Origin of the sequence: Nonomuraea sp. B1E8 (genome assembly GCF_039871515.1) — a bacterium.
In the GTDB taxonomy this organism is placed as follows: Bacteria; Actinomycetota; Actinomycetes; order Streptosporangiales; family Streptosporangiaceae; genus Nonomuraea.
Window position 1 is genome coordinate 1,364,752 of sequence record NZ_JBDPLS010000001.1, and the last position, 17,249, is coordinate 1,382,000.

General features: G+C 69.8%; 19 protein-coding genes and 1 pseudogene. 12 read left to right on the forward strand and 8 right to left on the reverse strand.

The features are described 5' to 3' along the window. Positions 1 to 47: 47 nt before the first annotated feature. Genes ABGA98_RS06580 through ABGA98_RS06590 form a run of 3 tightly spaced genes read left to right on the forward strand, consistent with a single transcriptional unit; the run spans position 48 to position 2,383 of the window. Positions 48 to 686 (forward strand): sigma-70 family RNA polymerase sigma factor, encoded by a 639-nt coding sequence (locus ABGA98_RS06580; protein WP_347617242.1) that lies wholly within the window; start codon positions 48 to 50, stop codon positions 684 to 686. A gap of 59 nt (positions 687 to 745) precedes the next feature. After that, entirely contained in the window at positions 746 to 1,489 is a 744-nt protein-coding gene (locus tag ABGA98_RS06585) for a DUF5667 domain-containing protein (protein ID WP_347617243.1), read from the forward strand. Between the two features lie 30 nt (positions 1,490 to 1,519). Beyond that, positions 1,520 to 2,383, forward strand: coding sequence for an HAD-IB family hydrolase (locus tag ABGA98_RS06590; RefSeq protein WP_246083048.1), 864 nt, complete (start codon positions 1,520 to 1,522; stop codon positions 2,381 to 2,383). A gap of 87 nt (positions 2,384 to 2,470) precedes the next feature. On the opposite strand, the gene ABGA98_RS06595 is transcribed toward ABGA98_RS06590, so the two are convergent. The 6 genes from ABGA98_RS06595 to ABGA98_RS06620 form a co-directional block, all read right to left on the reverse strand. Beyond that, on the reverse strand, positions 2,471 to 3,340 hold the full coding sequence (locus tag ABGA98_RS06595; protein ID WP_347617719.1) for a lysophospholipid acyltransferase family protein: 870 nt from the start codon (positions 3,338 to 3,340) through the stop codon (positions 2,471 to 2,473). Between the two features lie 35 nt (positions 3,341 to 3,375). Next, positions 3,376 to 4,371: an NAD-dependent epimerase/dehydratase family protein gene (locus tag ABGA98_RS06600; protein WP_347617244.1), complete on the reverse strand. Its 996-nt coding sequence runs from the start codon at positions 4,369 to 4,371 to the stop codon at positions 3,376 to 3,378. Between the two features lie 24 nt (positions 4,372 to 4,395). After that, on the reverse strand, positions 4,396 to 4,494 hold the full coding sequence (locus tag ABGA98_RS06605; protein WP_018654693.1) for an AURKAIP1/COX24 domain-containing protein: 99 nt from the start codon (positions 4,492 to 4,494) through the stop codon (positions 4,396 to 4,398). A 172-nt stretch (positions 4,495 to 4,666) separates the two neighbouring features. Further along, a complete protein-coding gene (locus ABGA98_RS06610) occupies positions 4,667 to 4,870 on the reverse strand; it encodes a helix-turn-helix domain-containing protein (protein WP_026214222.1) in 204 nt (67 codons plus the stop codon). 306 nt (positions 4,871 to 5,176) lie between these two features. Then, positions 5,177 to 5,965, reverse strand: coding sequence for a phosphatase (locus ABGA98_RS06615; RefSeq protein WP_347617245.1), 789 nt, complete (start codon positions 5,963 to 5,965; stop codon positions 5,177 to 5,179). A gap of 15 nt (positions 5,966 to 5,980) precedes the next feature. Further along, positions 5,981 to 7,144 (reverse strand): acetoin utilization protein AcuC, encoded by a 1,164-nt coding sequence (locus tag ABGA98_RS06620; RefSeq protein WP_347617246.1) that lies wholly within the window; start codon positions 7,142 to 7,144, stop codon positions 5,981 to 5,983. A 124-nt stretch (positions 7,145 to 7,268) separates the two neighbouring features. Between ABGA98_RS06620 and ABGA98_RS06625 the strand changes: the two genes are divergently transcribed. The 4 genes from ABGA98_RS06625 to ABGA98_RS06640 all read left to right on the forward strand — a co-directional run bounded on the left by ABGA98_RS06625 (position 7,269) and on the right by ABGA98_RS06640 (position 10,775). Then, positions 7,269 to 8,396: a histidine kinase gene (locus ABGA98_RS06625; protein ID WP_347617247.1), complete on the forward strand. Its 1,128-nt coding sequence runs from the start codon at positions 7,269 to 7,271 to the stop codon at positions 8,394 to 8,396. Further along, a complete protein-coding gene (locus ABGA98_RS06630; RefSeq protein WP_347617248.1) occupies positions 8,393 to 9,064 on the forward strand; it encodes a response regulator transcription factor in 672 nt (223 codons plus the stop codon). The genes ABGA98_RS06625 and ABGA98_RS06630 overlap by 4 nt, the downstream gene beginning before the upstream one ends. An 80-nt stretch (positions 9,065 to 9,144) precedes the next feature. Then, positions 9,145 to 10,035, forward strand: a complete 891-nt coding sequence (locus ABGA98_RS06635) for an ATP-binding cassette domain-containing protein (RefSeq protein ID WP_347617249.1) — start codon at positions 9,145 to 9,147, stop codon at positions 10,033 to 10,035. Further along, a complete protein-coding gene (locus ABGA98_RS06640; protein ID WP_347617250.1) occupies positions 10,032 to 10,775 on the forward strand; it encodes an ABC transporter permease subunit in 744 nt (247 codons plus the stop codon). The genes ABGA98_RS06635 and ABGA98_RS06640 overlap by 4 nt, the downstream gene beginning before the upstream one ends. Positions 10,776 to 10,779: 4 nt before the next feature. Here ABGA98_RS06640 and proC read toward each other — a convergent pair whose 3' ends face one another. Together proC and ABGA98_RS06650 are read right to left on the reverse strand one after the other, a co-directional pair. Further along, positions 10,780 to 11,574 (reverse strand): pyrroline-5-carboxylate reductase, encoded by a 795-nt coding sequence (proC, locus tag ABGA98_RS06645; protein ID WP_347617251.1) that lies wholly within the window; start codon positions 11,572 to 11,574, stop codon positions 10,780 to 10,782. 60 nt (positions 11,575 to 11,634) lie between these two features. Then, positions 11,635 to 12,516 carry a proline dehydrogenase family protein gene (locus ABGA98_RS06650; protein WP_347617252.1) on the reverse strand — a complete coding sequence of 294 codons (882 nt, stop codon included), beginning with the start codon at positions 12,514 to 12,516 and terminating at the stop codon, positions 11,635 to 11,637. Positions 12,517 to 12,604: 88 nt separating this feature from the next. Here ABGA98_RS06650 and ABGA98_RS06655 point away from each other — a divergent pair, with 88 nt between their 5' ends. From ABGA98_RS06655 to ABGA98_RS06675, 5 genes and pseudogenes are all read left to right on the forward strand, one after another. Then, entirely contained in the window at positions 12,605 to 13,033 is a 429-nt protein-coding gene (locus ABGA98_RS06655; protein WP_347617253.1) for a hypothetical protein, read from the forward strand. A gap of 231 nt (positions 13,034 to 13,264) precedes the next feature. Then, a complete protein-coding gene (gene dnaK, locus ABGA98_RS06660) occupies positions 13,265 to 15,139 on the forward strand; it encodes a molecular chaperone DnaK (protein ID WP_347617254.1) in 1,875 nt (624 codons plus the stop codon). Further along, on the forward strand, positions 15,139 to 15,729 hold the full coding sequence (gene grpE, locus ABGA98_RS06665; RefSeq protein WP_347617255.1) for a nucleotide exchange factor GrpE: 591 nt from the start codon (positions 15,139 to 15,141) through the stop codon (positions 15,727 to 15,729). The genes dnaK and grpE overlap by 1 nt, the downstream gene beginning before the upstream one ends. A 21-nt stretch (positions 15,730 to 15,750) precedes the next feature. After that, positions 15,751 to 16,926, forward strand: a complete 1,176-nt coding sequence (gene dnaJ / locus ABGA98_RS06670; protein ID WP_347617256.1) for a molecular chaperone DnaJ — start codon at positions 15,751 to 15,753, stop codon at positions 16,924 to 16,926. 3 nt (positions 16,927 to 16,929) lie between these two features. Further along, positions 16,930 to 17,211, forward strand: a pseudogene (locus ABGA98_RS06675) (helix-turn-helix transcriptional regulator); the annotation flags it as partial. Positions 17,212 to 17,249: the final 38 nt, after the last annotated feature.

Consider the following 17,249-nt stretch of genomic DNA (forward strand, 5'->3'; position numbering starts at 1 on the left):
TTCTAGAGTGTTCGAGCAGCCGCACCCCTTACCCCCAGGGATACCGGATGCCTGACTCGTCGCCGTTCGCCGGGCTGCTTGCGCCTGCGGGCGCCGCGCCTGCCCTGACGGGCGAGCTCGCCGTGCACGAAGAAGTGCCCGATGACGTACGTACGCTGGTGCTTCATGCCAAGAGCGGCTGCACGGAGTCGTTTGGCACGCTCTACGACCGCTACGTGGACCTCGTCTACCGCTACATCTATTTCCGGGTGGGCTCCCACCCCCTCGCCGAGGATCTGACCAGCGAGACCTTCCTGCGCGCGCTGCGCAGAATCGCCGACTTCACCTGGCAGGGCCGCGACTTCGGCGCCTGGCTCGTGACCATCGCGCGAAACCTGGTGACCGACCATTTCAAGTCCGGCCGCTACCGGCTCGAGGTGCCGACAGGAGAGGTGATCGATGTCCCGCTCGACGGCTCGCACATCCCGGAGAACGCCGTGGTCACGGCCATCATCAACGACCGGGTGCTGCGTGCCGTCCGGGATCTCAATCCCGAACAGCAGGAATGCGTGGTCCTGCGCTTCCTGCACGGCCTGTCGCTCGCGGAGACCGCGCTCATCATGGGAAAGAAGAGCGGAGCGATCAAAGCGCTGCAGTTCCGGGCCGTCCGGGCGCTGGCCAGGGCTCTCAAGCACGACCTGGCGTAACCTCCACCATCCGCACCTCGTTAGGCAAATGTCACAGCAGGATCCGTAAGGGAGCCGTCATGGGTAGGGCACGCGATCGGCGGGAGCGCGTGCTCGAGCAACTGACGGACCTGCCCAGGCTGCCTCTCGGCGGCGCCCCTGACCCCGCCTTCCGCGACCGGCTCCGTGCCGAACTGCTCTCGGAGCCGATCACCGGGCCGATCACCGGGCCGATCACCGGGCCGATCACCGGGCCGATCACCGGGCCGATCACCGGGCCGATCACCGGGCCGATCAATGGGCCGATCACCGGCGAACTCCTGCCCGAGAGGCCGGCCCGCCCCAGACACGCCCGCCGCCGGCCCGCGCACCCGAGGCCGCTGCTGTCGCAGCTGGCCGCCGTCGGGCTGTCGGCGGCCATGATGGTCGCGTCCTTCGCCACCTACCAGGCGGTCCCCGGTGACTCCCTCTACCCTCTCAAGCGCGCCGCGGAGAGCGCTCTCGTCAGGCTCAGCACCAACGAGGCCGCGCGCGGCGAGCGCGAGCTCCGTTCGGCCAAGGCCCGCGCGGAGGAGGTCGCCAGCCTGCTCGGCTCGTCCAACGGCGGCCCGCTGGTCGGCAGGACGCTGAAGGACATGGAGGAATCGACACGCGCGGGGATCAGCAGGCTGAGGCGGGCCGAACCGCGCTCGCCGAAGATCAAAAAATTCGCCCGCCACCAGCAGGAGGTCGTCGGGCCGATGTTGCGGCAGCTCAAGCGGGACCAGCTGGCCCAGGCCGAGGGCTACCTCGACTACATCAAGGGTCTGGTCGCCCCCGGGTAGGTCGATAAGCTGAAGCGCATGTGGCGGCTAATGCGACGACGACACGAAACGGAGCCCCAGGCCGCCGGCGAGGCCGCGGCACAGGCAGCGGTCACCGTCGCGCCGGTCGAGCCCGACCTCCAGTCGGCGGCCTTCTTCGACGTCGACAACACGATGATGCGCGGCGCCTCGATCTACCACTTCGCCCGCGGGCTGGCCACCCGGGGATTGTTCACCACGTCCGACCTGTTCAAGTTCGCGGTGGGGCAGGCGGTGTTCCGGCTGCGCGGCAACGAGAACCCCGAGCACATCGCGGTGGCCAGGGAGACCGCGCTCGCGTTCGTCGCCGGCGCCAAGGTCGACGACGTCGTACGCCTCGGCGAGGAGATCTACGACGAGGTCATGGCCGACCGCATCTGGGGCGGCACGCGGGCGCTCGCCCAGAGCCACCTCGACGCGGGCCAGCGGGTCTGGCTGGTCACCGCCACCCCCGTCGAGCTGGCCAGGGTCATCGCGCAGCGGCTCGGGCTGACGGGCGCGCTCGGCACGGTCGCCGAGTCGAGCAACGGCGTCTACACCGGGCGCCTGGTCGGCGACCTGCTCCACGGCCCGGCCAAGGCGGAGGCGGTCAGGGCGCTGGCGCGCAGGGAGGGGCTCGACCTGACCCAGTGCACGGCCTACAGCGACTCCGCCAACGACCTGCCGATGTTGTCGCTGGTCGGGCGGGCCGTGGCCATCAACCCCGACAGCGAGCTGCGCGAATACGCCAAGAAGCACGACTGGCCGATCAGAGACTTCAGGACCGGCCGCAAGGCCACGCTGACGGCGCTGCCCATCGCCGCGGGCGTGGGCGCCGTGGCGGGCGGCGTCGCCGCGGGCATCGCCCTGCGCAGGCACTACCGCACACAGGGCTGACGCCCTGTTCCAGCCGAAGGCGCTCGCCACAACCCGGTCGCGAGCCGGCCACCACGTGGGCGCCCTCGCCGTGCGAGGTCTGGGCCGTCAGAGAAAGAGCGGGAAAGCCGGCCCGCGCCGCAGCCGCAGCTCGTTGAGCAGTTGCTGGATGACCTCGCGCACGTGGTCGGTGAGGTTGAACACCAGCATGGGATCGTCGGCGGCCGACGGCTCGTAGTCGTCGGTGCGGATCGGCTCGCCGAACTCGATCACCCACTTCGACGGCAGCGGCACCAGGCCGAGCGGCCCGAGCAGCGGGAAGAACGGCGTGATCGGCAGGTAGGGCAGGCCGAGCAGCCGGGCCAGGAACCTCAGGTCGCCGAGTTTGGGATAGATCTCCTCGGCCCCGACGATCGCGGTGGGCACGATCGGCACCCCGGCACGGATGGCCGAGGCCACGAAGCCGCCACGGCCGAACCGCTGCAGTTTGTAGCGCTCGGAGAACGGCTTGCCGACGCCCTTGAACCCCTCGGGGAACACGCCGACCAGCTCACCCTTGCGCAGCAGCCGGTCGGCGTCCTCGCGGCAGGCCAGCGTGTGGCCCGTCTTGCGGGACAGGTGGCTGAGCAGCGGCAGCTGGTAGACCAGGTCGGCGCCGAGCAGCCGCAGCGCCCTGCCCGCCTCGTCGTGCAGGGCGACCTGCAACATCAGCGCGTCGACGGGCAGCGTGCCGGAGTGGTTGGCGACGACGAGCGCGCCGCCCTCGTCCGGGATGTTCTTCAGCTCGGCCGTCTCCACCCTGAACCAGTGGTGGTAGAGGGGCCTGATCAGCTCCAGGACGACCTTGTCGGTCAACTCGGCGTCGTAGCCGAACTCGTCGACGTCGTAGTCGCCGCTGATGCGCCTGCGCAGGAAGGCCAGGAGCTTCGCCAGAGGCTCGGGCTCGGGCTCGCCGGTGTAGGACGGCGCCGCGCTGATGGGGATGACGCGAGCGTCGTCCTCGTCGGGAACGCTCAACTCCGCACACCTCCGAACGGCTGCAGCCGGCGCGAGCGCAGGAAGTCGTCGAAGGCCGCCGCGGTCGTGAACTTGGGCCTCCACCCGAGCTCGTTCTCCAGCCTGGAGGTGTCGACCGCCCGGCCGTGGCTCATCAGCCTGAGCTGCTCGGGCGAGTATTCGACCAGGCCGAGCCCGCGCGCGGCGCTGCCGAGCGTCGTGAAGGCGGGCGCGGGCAGCGGCAGCGACGGCCGCCCCGCCCTTCTCGTGCACTGCGACAGGAGCAACACGCCCACCCCGGCCACGTTGAACGTGCCGGGGTGATCCTCTGTCGCCATCCGCCGCAGCACCTCGACCGCGTCGTCCTCGTGGACGAACTGCAGCCGGGGGTCGAAGCCGAGCACGGTCGGCAACACCGGTTGGGTGAAGTAGCGCGTCAACGGCGAGTCGACGCCGGGACCCATGAAGTTGGCGAAGCGCAGCAGCGACACCGTCACGTCAGGACGGCGCCGCGCGAAACCCCGCACGTAGCCCTCGACCTCGACCGCGTCTTTGGCATAGCCGTGGCTGGGGCCGTCGTGCGGCTCCAGGTCCTCGGTGAACACCGCAGGATCGCGCGGCGACGAGCCGTAGACGGCGGTGGTGGAGCGGACCACCACGCGCCGCACGGTCGCCGACCGCTGGCAGGCACCGAGCAGTTGCATGGTGCCGATGACGTTGTGCTCTTTCATGGCGGCCCTGCCGCCGCTCCTTGACGGAGCGCTGACCAGGCTCATGTGCACAACGGTGCCGATGTCCGCGGCCGCGATCACCTGGGCGATGTCGGGGCTGCGCAGATCCACCCGGACGAACTCCGTCCGGCCGAGCGACATGCCACCGTCTCGCGTCAGCGAGGGGGGCGGCACGGTGTCCACTCCGATGACACGGCCGATGTCCGGGTCGGCGGCAAGCTCGCTCGCCACCCGGGCGCCTATGTGGCGCGAGACCCCGGTGACGAGCACAGTGTGGGTCATCAGCGCCTCGCAGCTGCGTCGGTGTTACTTCTTGTTGCGCCGCTGGATGCGGGTCTTCTTGAGCAGCTTGCGGTGCTTCTTCTTCGCCATCCGCTTGCGGCGCTTCTTGATCACAGAGCCCACGGGACCCCCAGGTCGTGACTAAGTCTGAACGGAGTGCGAGCGCACACCGGCTCACAGACTACCGGCGATCGACGGTAGATCGCCCATCGGGGGGCGAGCACCCGGTCGCGTCTTATGGCGACCGGGCCTCTCCCGCGACAGCACTCACGACATGGTCGTCCACGTCGCTACGCTAACCAGCCTCGATGTAGGCCTCACGCAGATAGTCGTGTACCGCCTGCTCAGGGACCCTGAACGACCGGCCGACTCGGATGGCCGGCAGCTCGCCAGAGTGGACGAGCCGGTACACCGTCATCTTGGACACCCTCATGACCGTGGCCACTTCAGCAACGGTCAGGAACTTCACCTCACTGAGAGGTCTTTCGCCTGCACCCATCGGACGCCTCTTCCGCACGTGTTTACGGGTTATCCCCACTGGTGCCATTGCTCACGCACGTGTACTGCCGTCAGCGTAAGTCGGGACTCCGAGTGCGCAAACCCCCTATTTTCTCAGTCAACGGAGCCACCTGTCAGCCGAACCAGCAAAGTCGCTGGCCAGCAGCCGGGCCGAGCACCTCACCCGGACGTTGGAACTGTCCAAGTTGCCACACATAAGAGTCGCCGGAGCGGTGCCAAAAGTTGGCAAAGGGACGGCGAGCCTCTTGGAATGCAGGCGCGAAAAGACGGTATGGGGATGACCGAATTAGACCTGAAGGGCTCGTGAGACCAGAGTGACGAGCCGCTCCGTCAACGGAGCGTAATATCGGGGTAGCACATTGTCGTCAAGTGGCACTACTACGTCAATCTTCCCTTCAGCCTCACCGACGAACAATCCCGGGTCATTGCTGTCGGCGAACCCCACAGTGGGCGCACCTGCCTCTCCCGCCGCTCCTGCCCAGCCGTGGTCGGCGATAACCAGGTCGGGCCACTCGCCGTCGAGCTCGGAGAGCATGTGGCGCATCGGGTCGGCGTCGTGGGTGTGCACGAACCCGCCCTTGTCGTCGAGCATCGCGACACCCTGCAGATAGCGGATCTGCCGCGGCCGGGCGAACCCGGACCCGGAGTACGTCCAGCCCTCCCCGGGGGTCAGCAGCCGCGCGCCGCGCTCGGCGCAGAGCCTGGCCAGCGGCAGGTGGACGGCGAGCAGGCCGGTCGGGTGCCCGGTGGCGAACAACACGGACGGGCCGGGCCGCGACAGCACGGCGGCGACGCGCTCGGCCATGGCGTCGACCGCGTCGATCGTCAGGTCGGGGTCGATGGTGTCCTGGCCCCAGCGGTGCGACGGGTCGGAGACCACGCCGGCGGACTTCGCCATCAGCGCCAGGATGTCGCGGTAGGACCACGGCTGGTCGAACGTGAGCCCCAGCATGTAGTAGGGGTCGCCGTTGGCCAGGGAACTGTAGTGGTCGAGGTTGTTCTCGCGGGAGGTCGCGACATCGCCGGCGATGCGGCTCTGGACAAGGTGCTCTCGGAGTTCGTCGCGGCTCAGCACTGCTTTTCTTCCTCGTCAGGGCAGGGGGTCGAGCCCGTGCAGGGGGAAGACCGCGTTTCGGGTCGCCATGATCGCACGGTCAATGGGGTCAGATGGGTCATAACCACCGGAAAGGTCGTTGAATTCCGGATGACGACCGTCGGTCATGGTCAGCGGCGCCGTCTCGCCGGTGCGATCGCGTACGAACTGGCGCCACTCGTCGCCCGTCGGCGTGGCCGGATCGATCGGATGGCCCGCCAGCTCCGCGATGAGATGCGTCCACGCCCGCGGCACCACCTGCACCAGCTCGTAACCGCCGCCGCCCGTCGCGATCCACCGGCCGCCCGCCGTCTCGTGAGCCAGGCGGTGCAGGGCGGAGTAGGCGGTGCGCTGGCCGTCGAGGCTGAGCATCAGGTTGGCCAGCGGGTCGAGCGCGTGACTGTCGCAACCGTGCTGCGTCACCAGGATCTCCGGCCCGAACTCGCGCAGCAGCGGCGGCACGACCGCGCCGAAGGCCCGCAGCCAGCCGGGGTCGCCGCAGCCGGCGGGGAGCGCCACGTTGACGGCGGTGCCGTCGGCGCCGGTCTCGTGGGGGAACCCGGTGCCGGGGAACAACGTGCGCGGGCTCTCGTGCAGGCTGATCGTCAGGACCCTCGGGTCGTCGTAGAACACCGCCTGCACGCCGTCGCCGTGGTGCACGTCCACGTCGACGTACGCGATGCGGCTCGCACCCTGGCGCAGCAGCCACGCGATCGCCAGCGCGGGATCGTTGTAGACGCAGAACCCACTGGCCGTGGCGGGCATCGCGTGATGCAGCCCGCCCGCGATGTTGACGGCGTGCTCGGCCGAGCCCTCCCAGACCGCGCGGGCGGCGGCCAGCGAGGCGCCGGCGATCAGCGCGGAGGCGTCGTGCACCCCCTTGAACGCGGGGTTGTCGGTGGTGCCGAGCCCGGCGCCGAGATCGGGCCGGCCGTCGGCGGACACGCGCCTGACTGCCTCGATGTAGTCGCGCTCGTGGACCATGGCCAGCTCGTCGTCGGTGGCGGGCACGCATCCGGCCACCTCGACCTTGTCGAGGACGCCGAGCTCGCGGGCGAGCGCCATGGTCAGCTCGACCCGCACGGGGGCGAGCGGATGGCCAGGGCCGAAGTCGTAGGAGATGAGAGCGTCGTCCCAGATCACCTGTGTCGACCGGCTCATGCCACCCCTCCGCGATCGCCCTGTCCCGCCGACGTTACCGCAGCGCAGACACCGCGTTGTAGCCCGGGTTCATCCGGTGGACATCTCCCCGCGACCTCGCCGATTCGTGACTTAGTGTCTTAGCGTGCGCCCAGCACGGTCCTTACTCAGGCTCATCCGCTTCTTCCGGCGTCCCAAGGTCTTCGACAGGACGCTGGTGATCGTGTTCGGGTTTCCCGCGATCATCGGGATCCCCGTCATGCTCGTCATGGGGAACACCGCGCTCGCCCTGACCGCGCTGCCCTACCTGGTCGCCGTCATGCTCCTGCTCATGCGGCGCCACCGGCCGGTCCTGGTCACCGCGCTGGTCACCGCGATCAACGCGGTCGGCGTGGCGGCGGACGTCGTGCCGTCCAGCAACGCCCCCACGCTCGTCGCCTACTACAGCCTGGGCCGCTACACCGCCGGCCGCACGACCGCGATCGCCTCGGCGGCGGCGGTCGTCGCCTACGCGACAGTGCTGGAGCTGGACCAGGTCAACGGCGGCTGGGTCGCGGCCCTGTTCAACATCGGCGTGCCCGTCGGGGTCGGGCAGCTCGTCCGGCTCAGGACCGAGCTGAACGAACGCGGCAGGCGGGACGCCGCCGACGCCGCGGTCCGCGCCGAGCGGCGGCGCATCGCCAGGGAACTGCACGACGTGGTCGCCCACCACATCACCGTGATCAACGCCCTGGTCGGCGGCGCCAGGGCCACGCTCCCAGCAGAGCAGGAGGTCACCAGGGACGCTCTGGAGAGCGCCGAGCAGACCGCCCGCCAGGCGATGTCCGAGATGCGCCGCCTGCTCGACGTGCTCAGAGCCGACGGCCACGAGGGGCCGGACGCCGCCACGGGGGTGGGGGCCGAGCGACTGCCTGCGCTGATCAAGGAGGCCAGGTCGGCGGGGCTGCCCGCGCACCTGACCGTCAAGGGAGAGCCCGTCGCGCTGCCCGCCGTCGTGGACCACGCGGTGTACCGGATCGTGCAGGAGGCGCTGACCAACACGCGCAAGCACGCACCCGGGGCGCGGGCGAGCGTGCGGCTCGCGTACGAACCGGACGCCGTCGAGGTCGAGGTGGTCGACGACGGCAGCACGAAGGGAACCGGGTCGCCGGGGTTCGGGCTCGGAGGCATGGCCGAGCGGGTGGCGCTGTGCGGCGGCCAGCTCTCCACAGGGCCCCGCGCCCCGCAAGGAGGTTTCCGCGTACACGCCCGCATCCCCCTGGAGACACCGTGATCAAAGTGCTGCTGGCCGACGACCATGCGCTGGTGCGCGTGGGCTTCAAACTGATGCTCGACGCCCAGCCGGACATGTGTGTCGTGGGCGAGGCCGGCGACGGCGCGCGGGCGGTGGACCTGAGCCGGCGGCTGCGCCCCGACGTGGTGCTGATGGACCTGCACATGCCGGGCCTCGACGGGGTTCGCGCGACCGAGCTGATCACGTCGGAGCTGCCGGACGTCCGGGTGCTCGCGCTGAGCACGTTCGACCTGGACGAGAACGTGGTCGCGGCGCTCAGGGCGGGAGCCGGCGGGTTCCTGCCCAAGGACGTCTCCCCCGAGGAGCTGATCGAGGGCGTGCGCGTGGTGCACCGCGGCGAGTCCGCCGTCGCTCCGCGCCTGCTCACCAGGCTGATCGGCACGTTCGTACGGGCCGCCGGAGCCCTGGACGCCGGCCCTCGGCGCCCGGTGCCCGCCGAGGTGGCCGGTCTGACGGAGCGCGAGCGGGAGATCCTCGTGCTGATCGCCCGCGGCCGGTCGAACGCCGAGATCGCCACGGCCCTGTCCGTCTCCCCCTCGACCGTCAAGAACCACGTGACGAACCTGTTCGCCAAGATCGGCGTCAGGGACCGGGCGCAGGCGGTGATCGTCGCCTACGAGGCGGCGCTCGTCCACCCGGGAGAGTAGGACCAGGCTCCCAGACCTCCGCGCGGGAAGCGGTTCCCGCGCAGGAGGCACACGACCTCCCGCGACGGCACGCTGGGATCATGACCGCGATACGGGCAACGAACCTGAGCAAGCGCTACGGCAAGACCGTCGCCGTGTCGGACCTGTCGTTCGACGTCGAGCCCGGCCGGGTGACCGGTTTCCTCGGCCCCAACGGCGCGGGGAAGTCCACGACCATGCGGATGATCCTGGGGCTCGACCGGCCGTCGGACGGCACGGCGCTCGTGGACGGGCTGCCGTACGCCGAGCTGCGACACCCGCTGCGCAAGGTGGGCGCGCTGCTGGACGCCAAGGCCGTGCACGGCGGGCGCAGCGCCCGCAACCACCTGCTGGCCATCGCGCAGAGCAACGGCATCCAGAACGGCCGCGTGGACGAGGTGCTGGAGGCCGTGGGCCTGCGCGAGGTGGCCGGGCGCCGGATCGGCGGGTTCTCGCTGGGCATGTCGCAGCGCCTGGGCATCGCCGCCGCGCTGCTCGGCGACCCGGAGATCCTGCTGTTCGACGAGCCCGTCAACGGGCTCGACCCCGACGGCATCCTGTGGATCCGCACGTTCATGCGCGAACTGGCGGCCGAGGGCCGCACGGTGTTCGTCTCCAGCCATCTGATGAGCGAGATGGCGCAGACCGCCGACCATCTGATCGTGATCGGTAAGGGCACGCTGATCGCCGACACGAGCGTGGAGGAGTTCATCGGGCGCAGCTCGCAGGGCTACGTACGGGTGCGCTCGCCGCGGCTGGCCGAGGTCGCCGAGCTGATCAAGGTGGGCGAGCTCCACCACGACCACCTGCGGGTGACCGCGATGAGCCCGGTCGAGATCGGCACGCTCACCGCGCGGGCCGGGATCCCGCTGGCGGAGCTGACGTTCGTGCAGCCCTCGCTGGAAGCGGCGTACATGGAGCTGACCAAGGACAGCCTGGAGTTCACCTCATGATCGACATTCTCAGGTCCGAATGGACCAAGATCCGCTCGGTCCGCTCCACGATGTGGACGCTGGCCGTCACCGCCGGGCTGATGCTGGGCATCGGCGCGCTCATCGCCTCCGCGGCCAGGGGCTCGACCGAGGACGTCATCCCCGGCGCCCAGACCGTCATGCTGAGCCTGACCGGCATCATGTTCGCGTCGCTGTCCATCGCCACGCTGGGCGTGCTGGTGATCTCCAGCGAATACCGTACGGGCGGCATCCGCACGTCGCTGATGGCCGTGCCCAAGCGGATGAGCCTGCTGACCGGCAAGGTCGTGGTGTTCACGGTCACCTCCCTGGTCGTGTGCACGCTCGCGTCGGCCGCCTCGCTCGCCGTGGGCGTCGCCATCACCCAGCCGCCCTCGCTCGACATGGCGGAGGCCGTGCGGGCGGTGGTGGGCTGCGGCCTCTACCTCACCGCGTGCGGCCTGTTCGGGCTGGCGCTGGGCACGCTCGTACGCCACACGCCCGGCGCGATCGTCTCGGCCATCGCGCTGATGCTGGTGCTGCCCCAGATCACCGGCATGCTGCCGGGCCAGATGAGCCGGACGGTGGCCGACCACTTCACCACCAACGCGGGCATGCAGGTGGCCGTCCCGCTGGTCCGCAACGCCTCGCTCGGCCCGTGGAGCGGCTTCGGCGTCTATCTCGTCTGGATCGCCGTGACCATGATCGTCGGCGCCGTGTTGCTGCGGCGGCGCGACGCCTGAGCGATCAGCCGGAGGCGAGCTCGCGGCCGCGGTCGCGGGCCGCCTCGATGGCGGCCAGGAACGCGGCCCGCACGCTGTGGCGCTCGAGCTCGGCGATGGCCGCGATCGTGGTGCCGCCAGGAGAGGTGACGGCCTCGCGCAGGATCACCGGGTGCTCGCCCGAGTCGCGCAACATCACGGCGGCGCCGACGATGGACTGGGTGACCATGTCGAGCGCGGCCGCCCGCGGCATGCCGAGCAGGATGCCCGCGTCGACCATGGCCTCGACGAGGTAGAAGAAGTAGGCGGGGCCGCTGCCGGAGAGCGCGGTGGCGGCGTCCTGCTGCGACTCGGGGATGCGCAGCACCTTGCCGACGGGGCTGAGCAGCGCCTCGGTGAGCTTGAGGTGCTCCTCGCCCGCGTGGGCGCCCGCCGAGATCACGCTCATCGCCTCGTCGAACTTGATGGGCGTGTTGGACATCACCCTGACCACCGGCACCTCGACGCCGAGCCGCTGCTCCACGAACGACGTCGTGATGCCGGCCGCGGCGGTGATCACCAGGCGGTCGGCGGGCACGTAGGGGGCGATCTCGGCCAGCAGCGTCGCCATGTCCTGGGGCTTGACGGCGAGGATCAGCGTGTCGGCCGCCTTGGCCGCCTCGGAGTTGGTGACGGTGCGCACGCCGTAGGTCTCGCGCAGCGCCTGCGCCCGCTCGGCCCTGCGGGTGGTCGCCATGACGTCGCCGGGCATGAAGCCGGCGCGCAGCAGCCCTGACAGCAGCGCCTCGCCCATCTTGCCCGTGCCCAGAATCGCGATCATTTCCGCCCCTCGAGGAATAGACGCTGATGCAGCTTACCGGCCCGTCCCTGGCATCGCGGACTAGCCTCGTGACAGCAGGGAGCGCAGGAAGAAGGCCAGGTTGCGGGGGCGCTCGGCCAGGCGGCGCATCAGGTAGGGATACCAGTCGGCGCCGTAGGGGACGTAGACGCGCATCGTGAAGCCGAGGGCCGCCAGGCGGGCCTGCTCGTCGGGGCGCACGCCGTACAACATCTGATATTCGAAGCCGGCCGGGTCGCGGCCGTCGAGCACGGCGAGCGTCGAGGCGATGCGCACCAGCCTGGGGTCGTGGGTGGCGACCATGGGATAGCCGGCGCCGGCCATCAGCACCTTCAGGCAGCGTACGAACGAGCGGTCGATGTCGGCGGTCGAGGTGTAGGCGCCGGGAGCGGTGTAGGCGCCCTTGCACAACCGCACCCTGGCGTCGCCGAGCTGCTCGCAGCGGTCGAGCGAGTCGGGCAGGTAGGCCTGCACCACCACGCCCACGTCGGGGTGCTCCTTGCGCAGCGCGGCGTGCACGGCGTGCAGCATGGCGATCGTGTCGTGCTCCTCCGCGTCGAGCGTCACCGTGACGTCTCTGGCCGCGGCGGCCCTGCAGACGGCCGCGGCATGGTCGAACGCGAGCTCCTCAGACAGCCGCAGCCCGAGCGCCGTGAGCTTGACCGAAACGTCGGCGCCCGCCGGCAGCAGGCGGAGCAGCGACAGGTAGGCGGTCACGGTCTCCTCGGCCTGGGCCCGGCCGGTCACATCCTCGCCGAGGTGGTCGACGGAGACGCGCAACCCCCTGCGGGACAGCTCGTCGACCGCGGCGCCGACGTCGTCGGCGACATAGCGCCTGACCACATCCCTGGTCAGCGGCGACGCGGCGATGACGCGCTCGGCGCGCCGGCTCTTGGAGACAGCGAGCAATGCCTGACGGAGCACATGACCAGACTATGGTGAACCGGCGGCCGGCGGGATCCGTGGTAGGGGTATGCGGACAATGACAGCGCCCCTTCTGGCCGGATGTCTGATGCTGGCGACGAGTTGCGGCACGGCCCAGCCTGCTGAGCGGGTCTCCTCCCCCAGCCAGGACAAGCCGCCCGTCGTGTCCAACCCGGTCGGCACCGTGCCCAGCAAGGCGCCCCCGAAGGGCCCCAAGCAGGTCAAGCCGACGGGCGACGCCATCAACGTGCACAAGGCCCGCTGGGCCAAGGCCAAGCCGGTCGCCAAGGGCAAGAAGCTCCAGCTGACGTGGGAGTCGGGGGTGGAGCCCTGCACGGTGCTGGACCGCGTCAAGGTCAAGGAGACGTCCAAGCGCGTCACGGTCACCCTGTATGAGGGCACGTCCCCCAAGGCCAGGAACGTCTCCTGCATCATGATCGCGATCGAGAAGACCACCACGGTCAAGCTCAAGAAGCCGCTCGGCGAGCGGAAGGTGGTGGACGGCGCCAAGCCGTAACGCGAGCAGCCCGGCCCGCGAACCCCCGGCGACGCACCCACGGCGCCGGGGGTTCGCTGTGCGCGGAACCCCCGGCCCTGCTGCCCCGTTGCTCGTGATGTGGCCTTTATTGCGGGAATGTCTCGGCGCTCATGAGGGTTGAGTCGAGTAGGCTCAAGTCGTTTGCCAAAGACGACACACATCCGTTAGCTTGAGTCTGCCAGACTCAACTTTGACCACAAGGACTCACTCATGGCACGTGCGGTAGGTATCGACCTTGGGACGACCAACTCCGTCGTCTCGATCCTCGAGGGCGGTGAGCCCACCGTCATCGCGAACGCGCAGGGCTCGCGGACCACGCCGTCCGTGGTCGCCTTCGCGAAGAACGGCGAGGTCCTGGTCGGCGAGGTCGCCAAGCGCCAGGCGGTCACCAACGTGGACCGGACGATCCGGTCGGTCAAGCGGGAGATGGGCACCACCTGGTCCCAGGAGATCGACGGCAAGAAGTTCTCGCCGCAGCAGATCAGCGCCTTCGTCCTGCAGAAGCTCAAGCAGGACGCCGAGGCCTACCTGGGCGAGAAGATCACCGACGCGGTGGTCACCGTCCCCGCCTACTTCAACGACGCCCAGCGCCAGGCCACCAAGGAGGCCGGTACGGTCGCGGGCCTCAACGTGCTCCGCATCATCAACGAGCCGACCGCCGCGGCCCTCGCCTACGGGCTCGACAAGGAGCAGGACCAGACCATCCTGGTCTTCGACCTCGGCGGCGGCACCTTCGACGTGTCCCTGCTCGACGTCGGCCAGGAGGACGGCCACGGCTTCGTCGAGGTCAAGGCCACCTCCGGTGACAACCACCTCGGTGGCGACGACTGGGACCAGCGCGTCGTCGACGAGCTCGTCAAGCGCTTCCAGAACGCCCACGGCGTCGACCTGGCCAAGGACAAGATGGCCCTGCAGCGCCTGCGCGAGGCGGCGGAGAAGGCCAAGATCGAGCTGTCCAGCCAGTCCGAGACCAACATCAACCTGCCCTACATCACGGCCTCGGCCGAGGGCCCGCTGCACCTCGACGAGAAGCTGACGCGCTCCGAGTTCCAGCGGCTGACGGCCGACCTGCTCGAGCGGACCAAGGGCCCGTTCAACCAGGTCATCAAGGACGCCGGCATCAAGGTGGCCGACATCGCCCACGTGGTGCTCGTCGGCGGCTCGACCCGCATGCCCGCCGTCTCCGAGCTCGTCAAGGAGCTGACCGGCGGCAAGGAGCCCAACAAGGGCGTCAACCCCGACGAGGTCGTCGCCATCGGCGCCGCCCTGCAGGCCGGCGTGCTCAAGGGCGAGGTCAAGGACGTCCTGCTGCTCGACGTGACCCCGCTGTCGCTGGGCATCGAGACCAAGGGCGGCATCTTCACCAAGATCATCGAGCGCAACACGACGATCCCGACCAAGCGCTCCGAGGTCTTCACCACGGCCGAGGACAACCAGCCGTCGGTGCAGATCCAGGTCTACCAGGGCGAGCGCGAGATCGCCTCCTACAACAAGAAGCTGGCCACGTTCGAGCTGACCGGCATCGCGCCGGCGCCGCGCGGCATCCCGCAGATCGAGGTCACCTTCGACATCGACGCCAACGGCATCGTCAACGTCTCCGCCAAGGACCTGGGCACGGGCAAGGAGCAGACGATGACGATCACCGGCGGCTCCGCGCTGCCGAAGGACGACATCGAGCGGATGATGCGCGAGGCCGAGTCGTACGCCGAGGAGGACAAGAAGCGCCGCGAGGAGGCCGAGGTCCGCAACAACGCCGACGGGCTCGCCTACCAGACGGAGAAGTTCCTCCGCGAGAACGACGACAAGGTCCCCGGCGAGATCAAGACCGAGGTCAACGACGCCCTGGCCGAGCTGAAGAAGGCTCTGGAGGGCACCGACACCGACGTCATCCGCACCTCTGCGGAGAAGCTCGCCACCGTCAGCCAGAAGATGGGTTCGGCGATCTACGCCCAGAGCCAGGGCCAGCAGGCCGGCGGCGAGGGCGCCCCGCAGGACGCCGCGTCCGGTCAGGAGGGCCAGAAGGCCGATGACGACGTGGTCGAAGCCGAGATCGTCGACGAAGACCAGCCGAAGAAGGACAAGTGATGCCGCCGCGTGAGAACGGGCACGAGGAGCCAGTGATCCGCGACAACCGCAAGATCGACCCCGAGACGGGCCAGGTGCGCGAGGCCCCGGCCGACGAGCAGGAGGCGCCCGCCGAGGCGCCGCAGGCGCAGAACGGCGAGCTGGCGGCCCAGCTCGCCGAGCGGACCGCCGACCTGCAGCGGCTCCAGGCCGAATACACCAACTACCGCAGGCGGGTCGAGCGCGACCGGGTGGCGGTCCGCGAGCAGGCGGTCGCGGGGGCGCTGACAGAGCTCCTTCCCGTGCTCGACGACATCGGAAGGGCCCGCGACCACGGCGAGCTGACCGGAGGCTTCGCGAAGGTGGCGGAGTCCCTGGAAGCAGTGCTCACCAAGCTGGGGCTCAGTCCCTTCGGGCAGAAGGGCGAACCGTTCGACCCGACGGTCCATGAGGCGCTGATGCACAGCTACTCGACCGAGGTGACCGAGCCGACCGCCATCGAGGTGCTGCAACTCGGCTACCGGATGGGCGACAGGGTGCTGCGCCCGGCGCGGGTGGCCGTCGCCGAGCCCGAGGACGCCACCCCCGCGTCCGATGACGACGACAACTGACACGAGGACGAAGGGCCGTAGATGAGCACCAAGGACTACTTGGAGAAGGACTACTACGCCGTCCTTGGTGTGCCCAAGACCGCCACCGCCGACGAGATCAAAAAGGCCTACCGGAAGCTGGCCAGGCAGTACCACCCCGACACCAACAAGGGCGACGCGACCAAGGAGACCAAGTTCAAGGAGGTCTCCGAGGCTTACGACGTCCTGTCCGACAACAAGCGCCGCAAGGAATATGACGAGGCGCGCACGCTGTTCGGGTCCGGGGTGGGCGGCCAGCGGGCCGGCGGTGGCGGGTTCCCGTTCGACTTCGGCGACCTGTTCGGCGGCACGGCGCAGCCGGGTTCCGGCGGAGGCGCGGGTGACCGGCTCGGCGACCTGTTCGGCGGGCTGTTCAACCGGGGCGGCTCCACCCGCACCTCGACCACGTCCAGGCCGCGGCGCGGCCAGGACGTCGAGTCCGAGGTGACGCTGACGTTCACCGAAGCGGCCGAGGGCACCACGGTGTCGCTCAGGCTCACGAGTTCGGCCGCCTGCGCCGCGTGCACCGGCACGGGCGCCAGGGCGGGCACGACCCCCAGGGTCTGCCCCACCTGTGAGGGCACCGGGGCGGCCAGCCGCAACCTGGGCAACTTCGCCTTCTCCGAACCCTGCCGCGACTGCAAGGGCCGCGGGCTGCTCGTCGACGACCCCTGCCCCGTGTGCGAGGGCAGCGGCCGGGCCAAGAGCACCCGCACCATCCAGGCCCGCATCCCCGCGGGCGTGGCCGACGGCCAGCGGGTCAGGCTCAAGGGCAAGGGCGCCCCGGGCGAGAACGGCGGGCCCGCCGGCGACCTCTACATCCAGACGCACGTCAAACCGCATGCCGTGTTCGGCAGGTCGGGCGACAACCTGACGATCACCGTCCCCGTGACGTTCACGGAGGCCGCTCTGGGCGCCGAGATCAAGGTGCCCACCCTCAAGGGCATGCCGGTGACGCTGCGCATCCCCCCGGGCACGCCCAACGGCCGCACGTTCCGCGTGCGCGGCAGGGGCGTCACCCGCAAAGACGGCACCAGGGCCGACCTGCTCGCGACGGTCGAAGTGGTGGTGCCGAAGACGCTCGACGACAAGTCGCGCGAGCTCCTCACCGAGTACAACACCGCGAACGCCAGTGAGGACCCACGCGCTGAGCTCATTCAGCGAGCCAGAAGCGAGTAGCCGATGGACGCCAACTATTTCGACCTGTCAGATGACACACCCGTCTATGTGATCTCGGTGGCCGCGCAGTTGTCGGGGCTGCATCCCCAGACCCTGCGCCAGTACGACCGGCTGGGGCTGGTCAGCCCCGGCCGCACCGCGGGGCGCGGCCGCCTCTACTCGACACGCGACATCATCCAGCTCCGCGAGGTGCAGCGGCTCTCCCAGGAGGAGGGCATCAACCTCGCGGGCATCAAGCGGATTCTCGAGCTCGAGAACGAAGCGCTGCGGCTGCGGGAGGAGGTTCACCGCCTACGTGCCGAGATGCGGATGGTCCGAGCGCT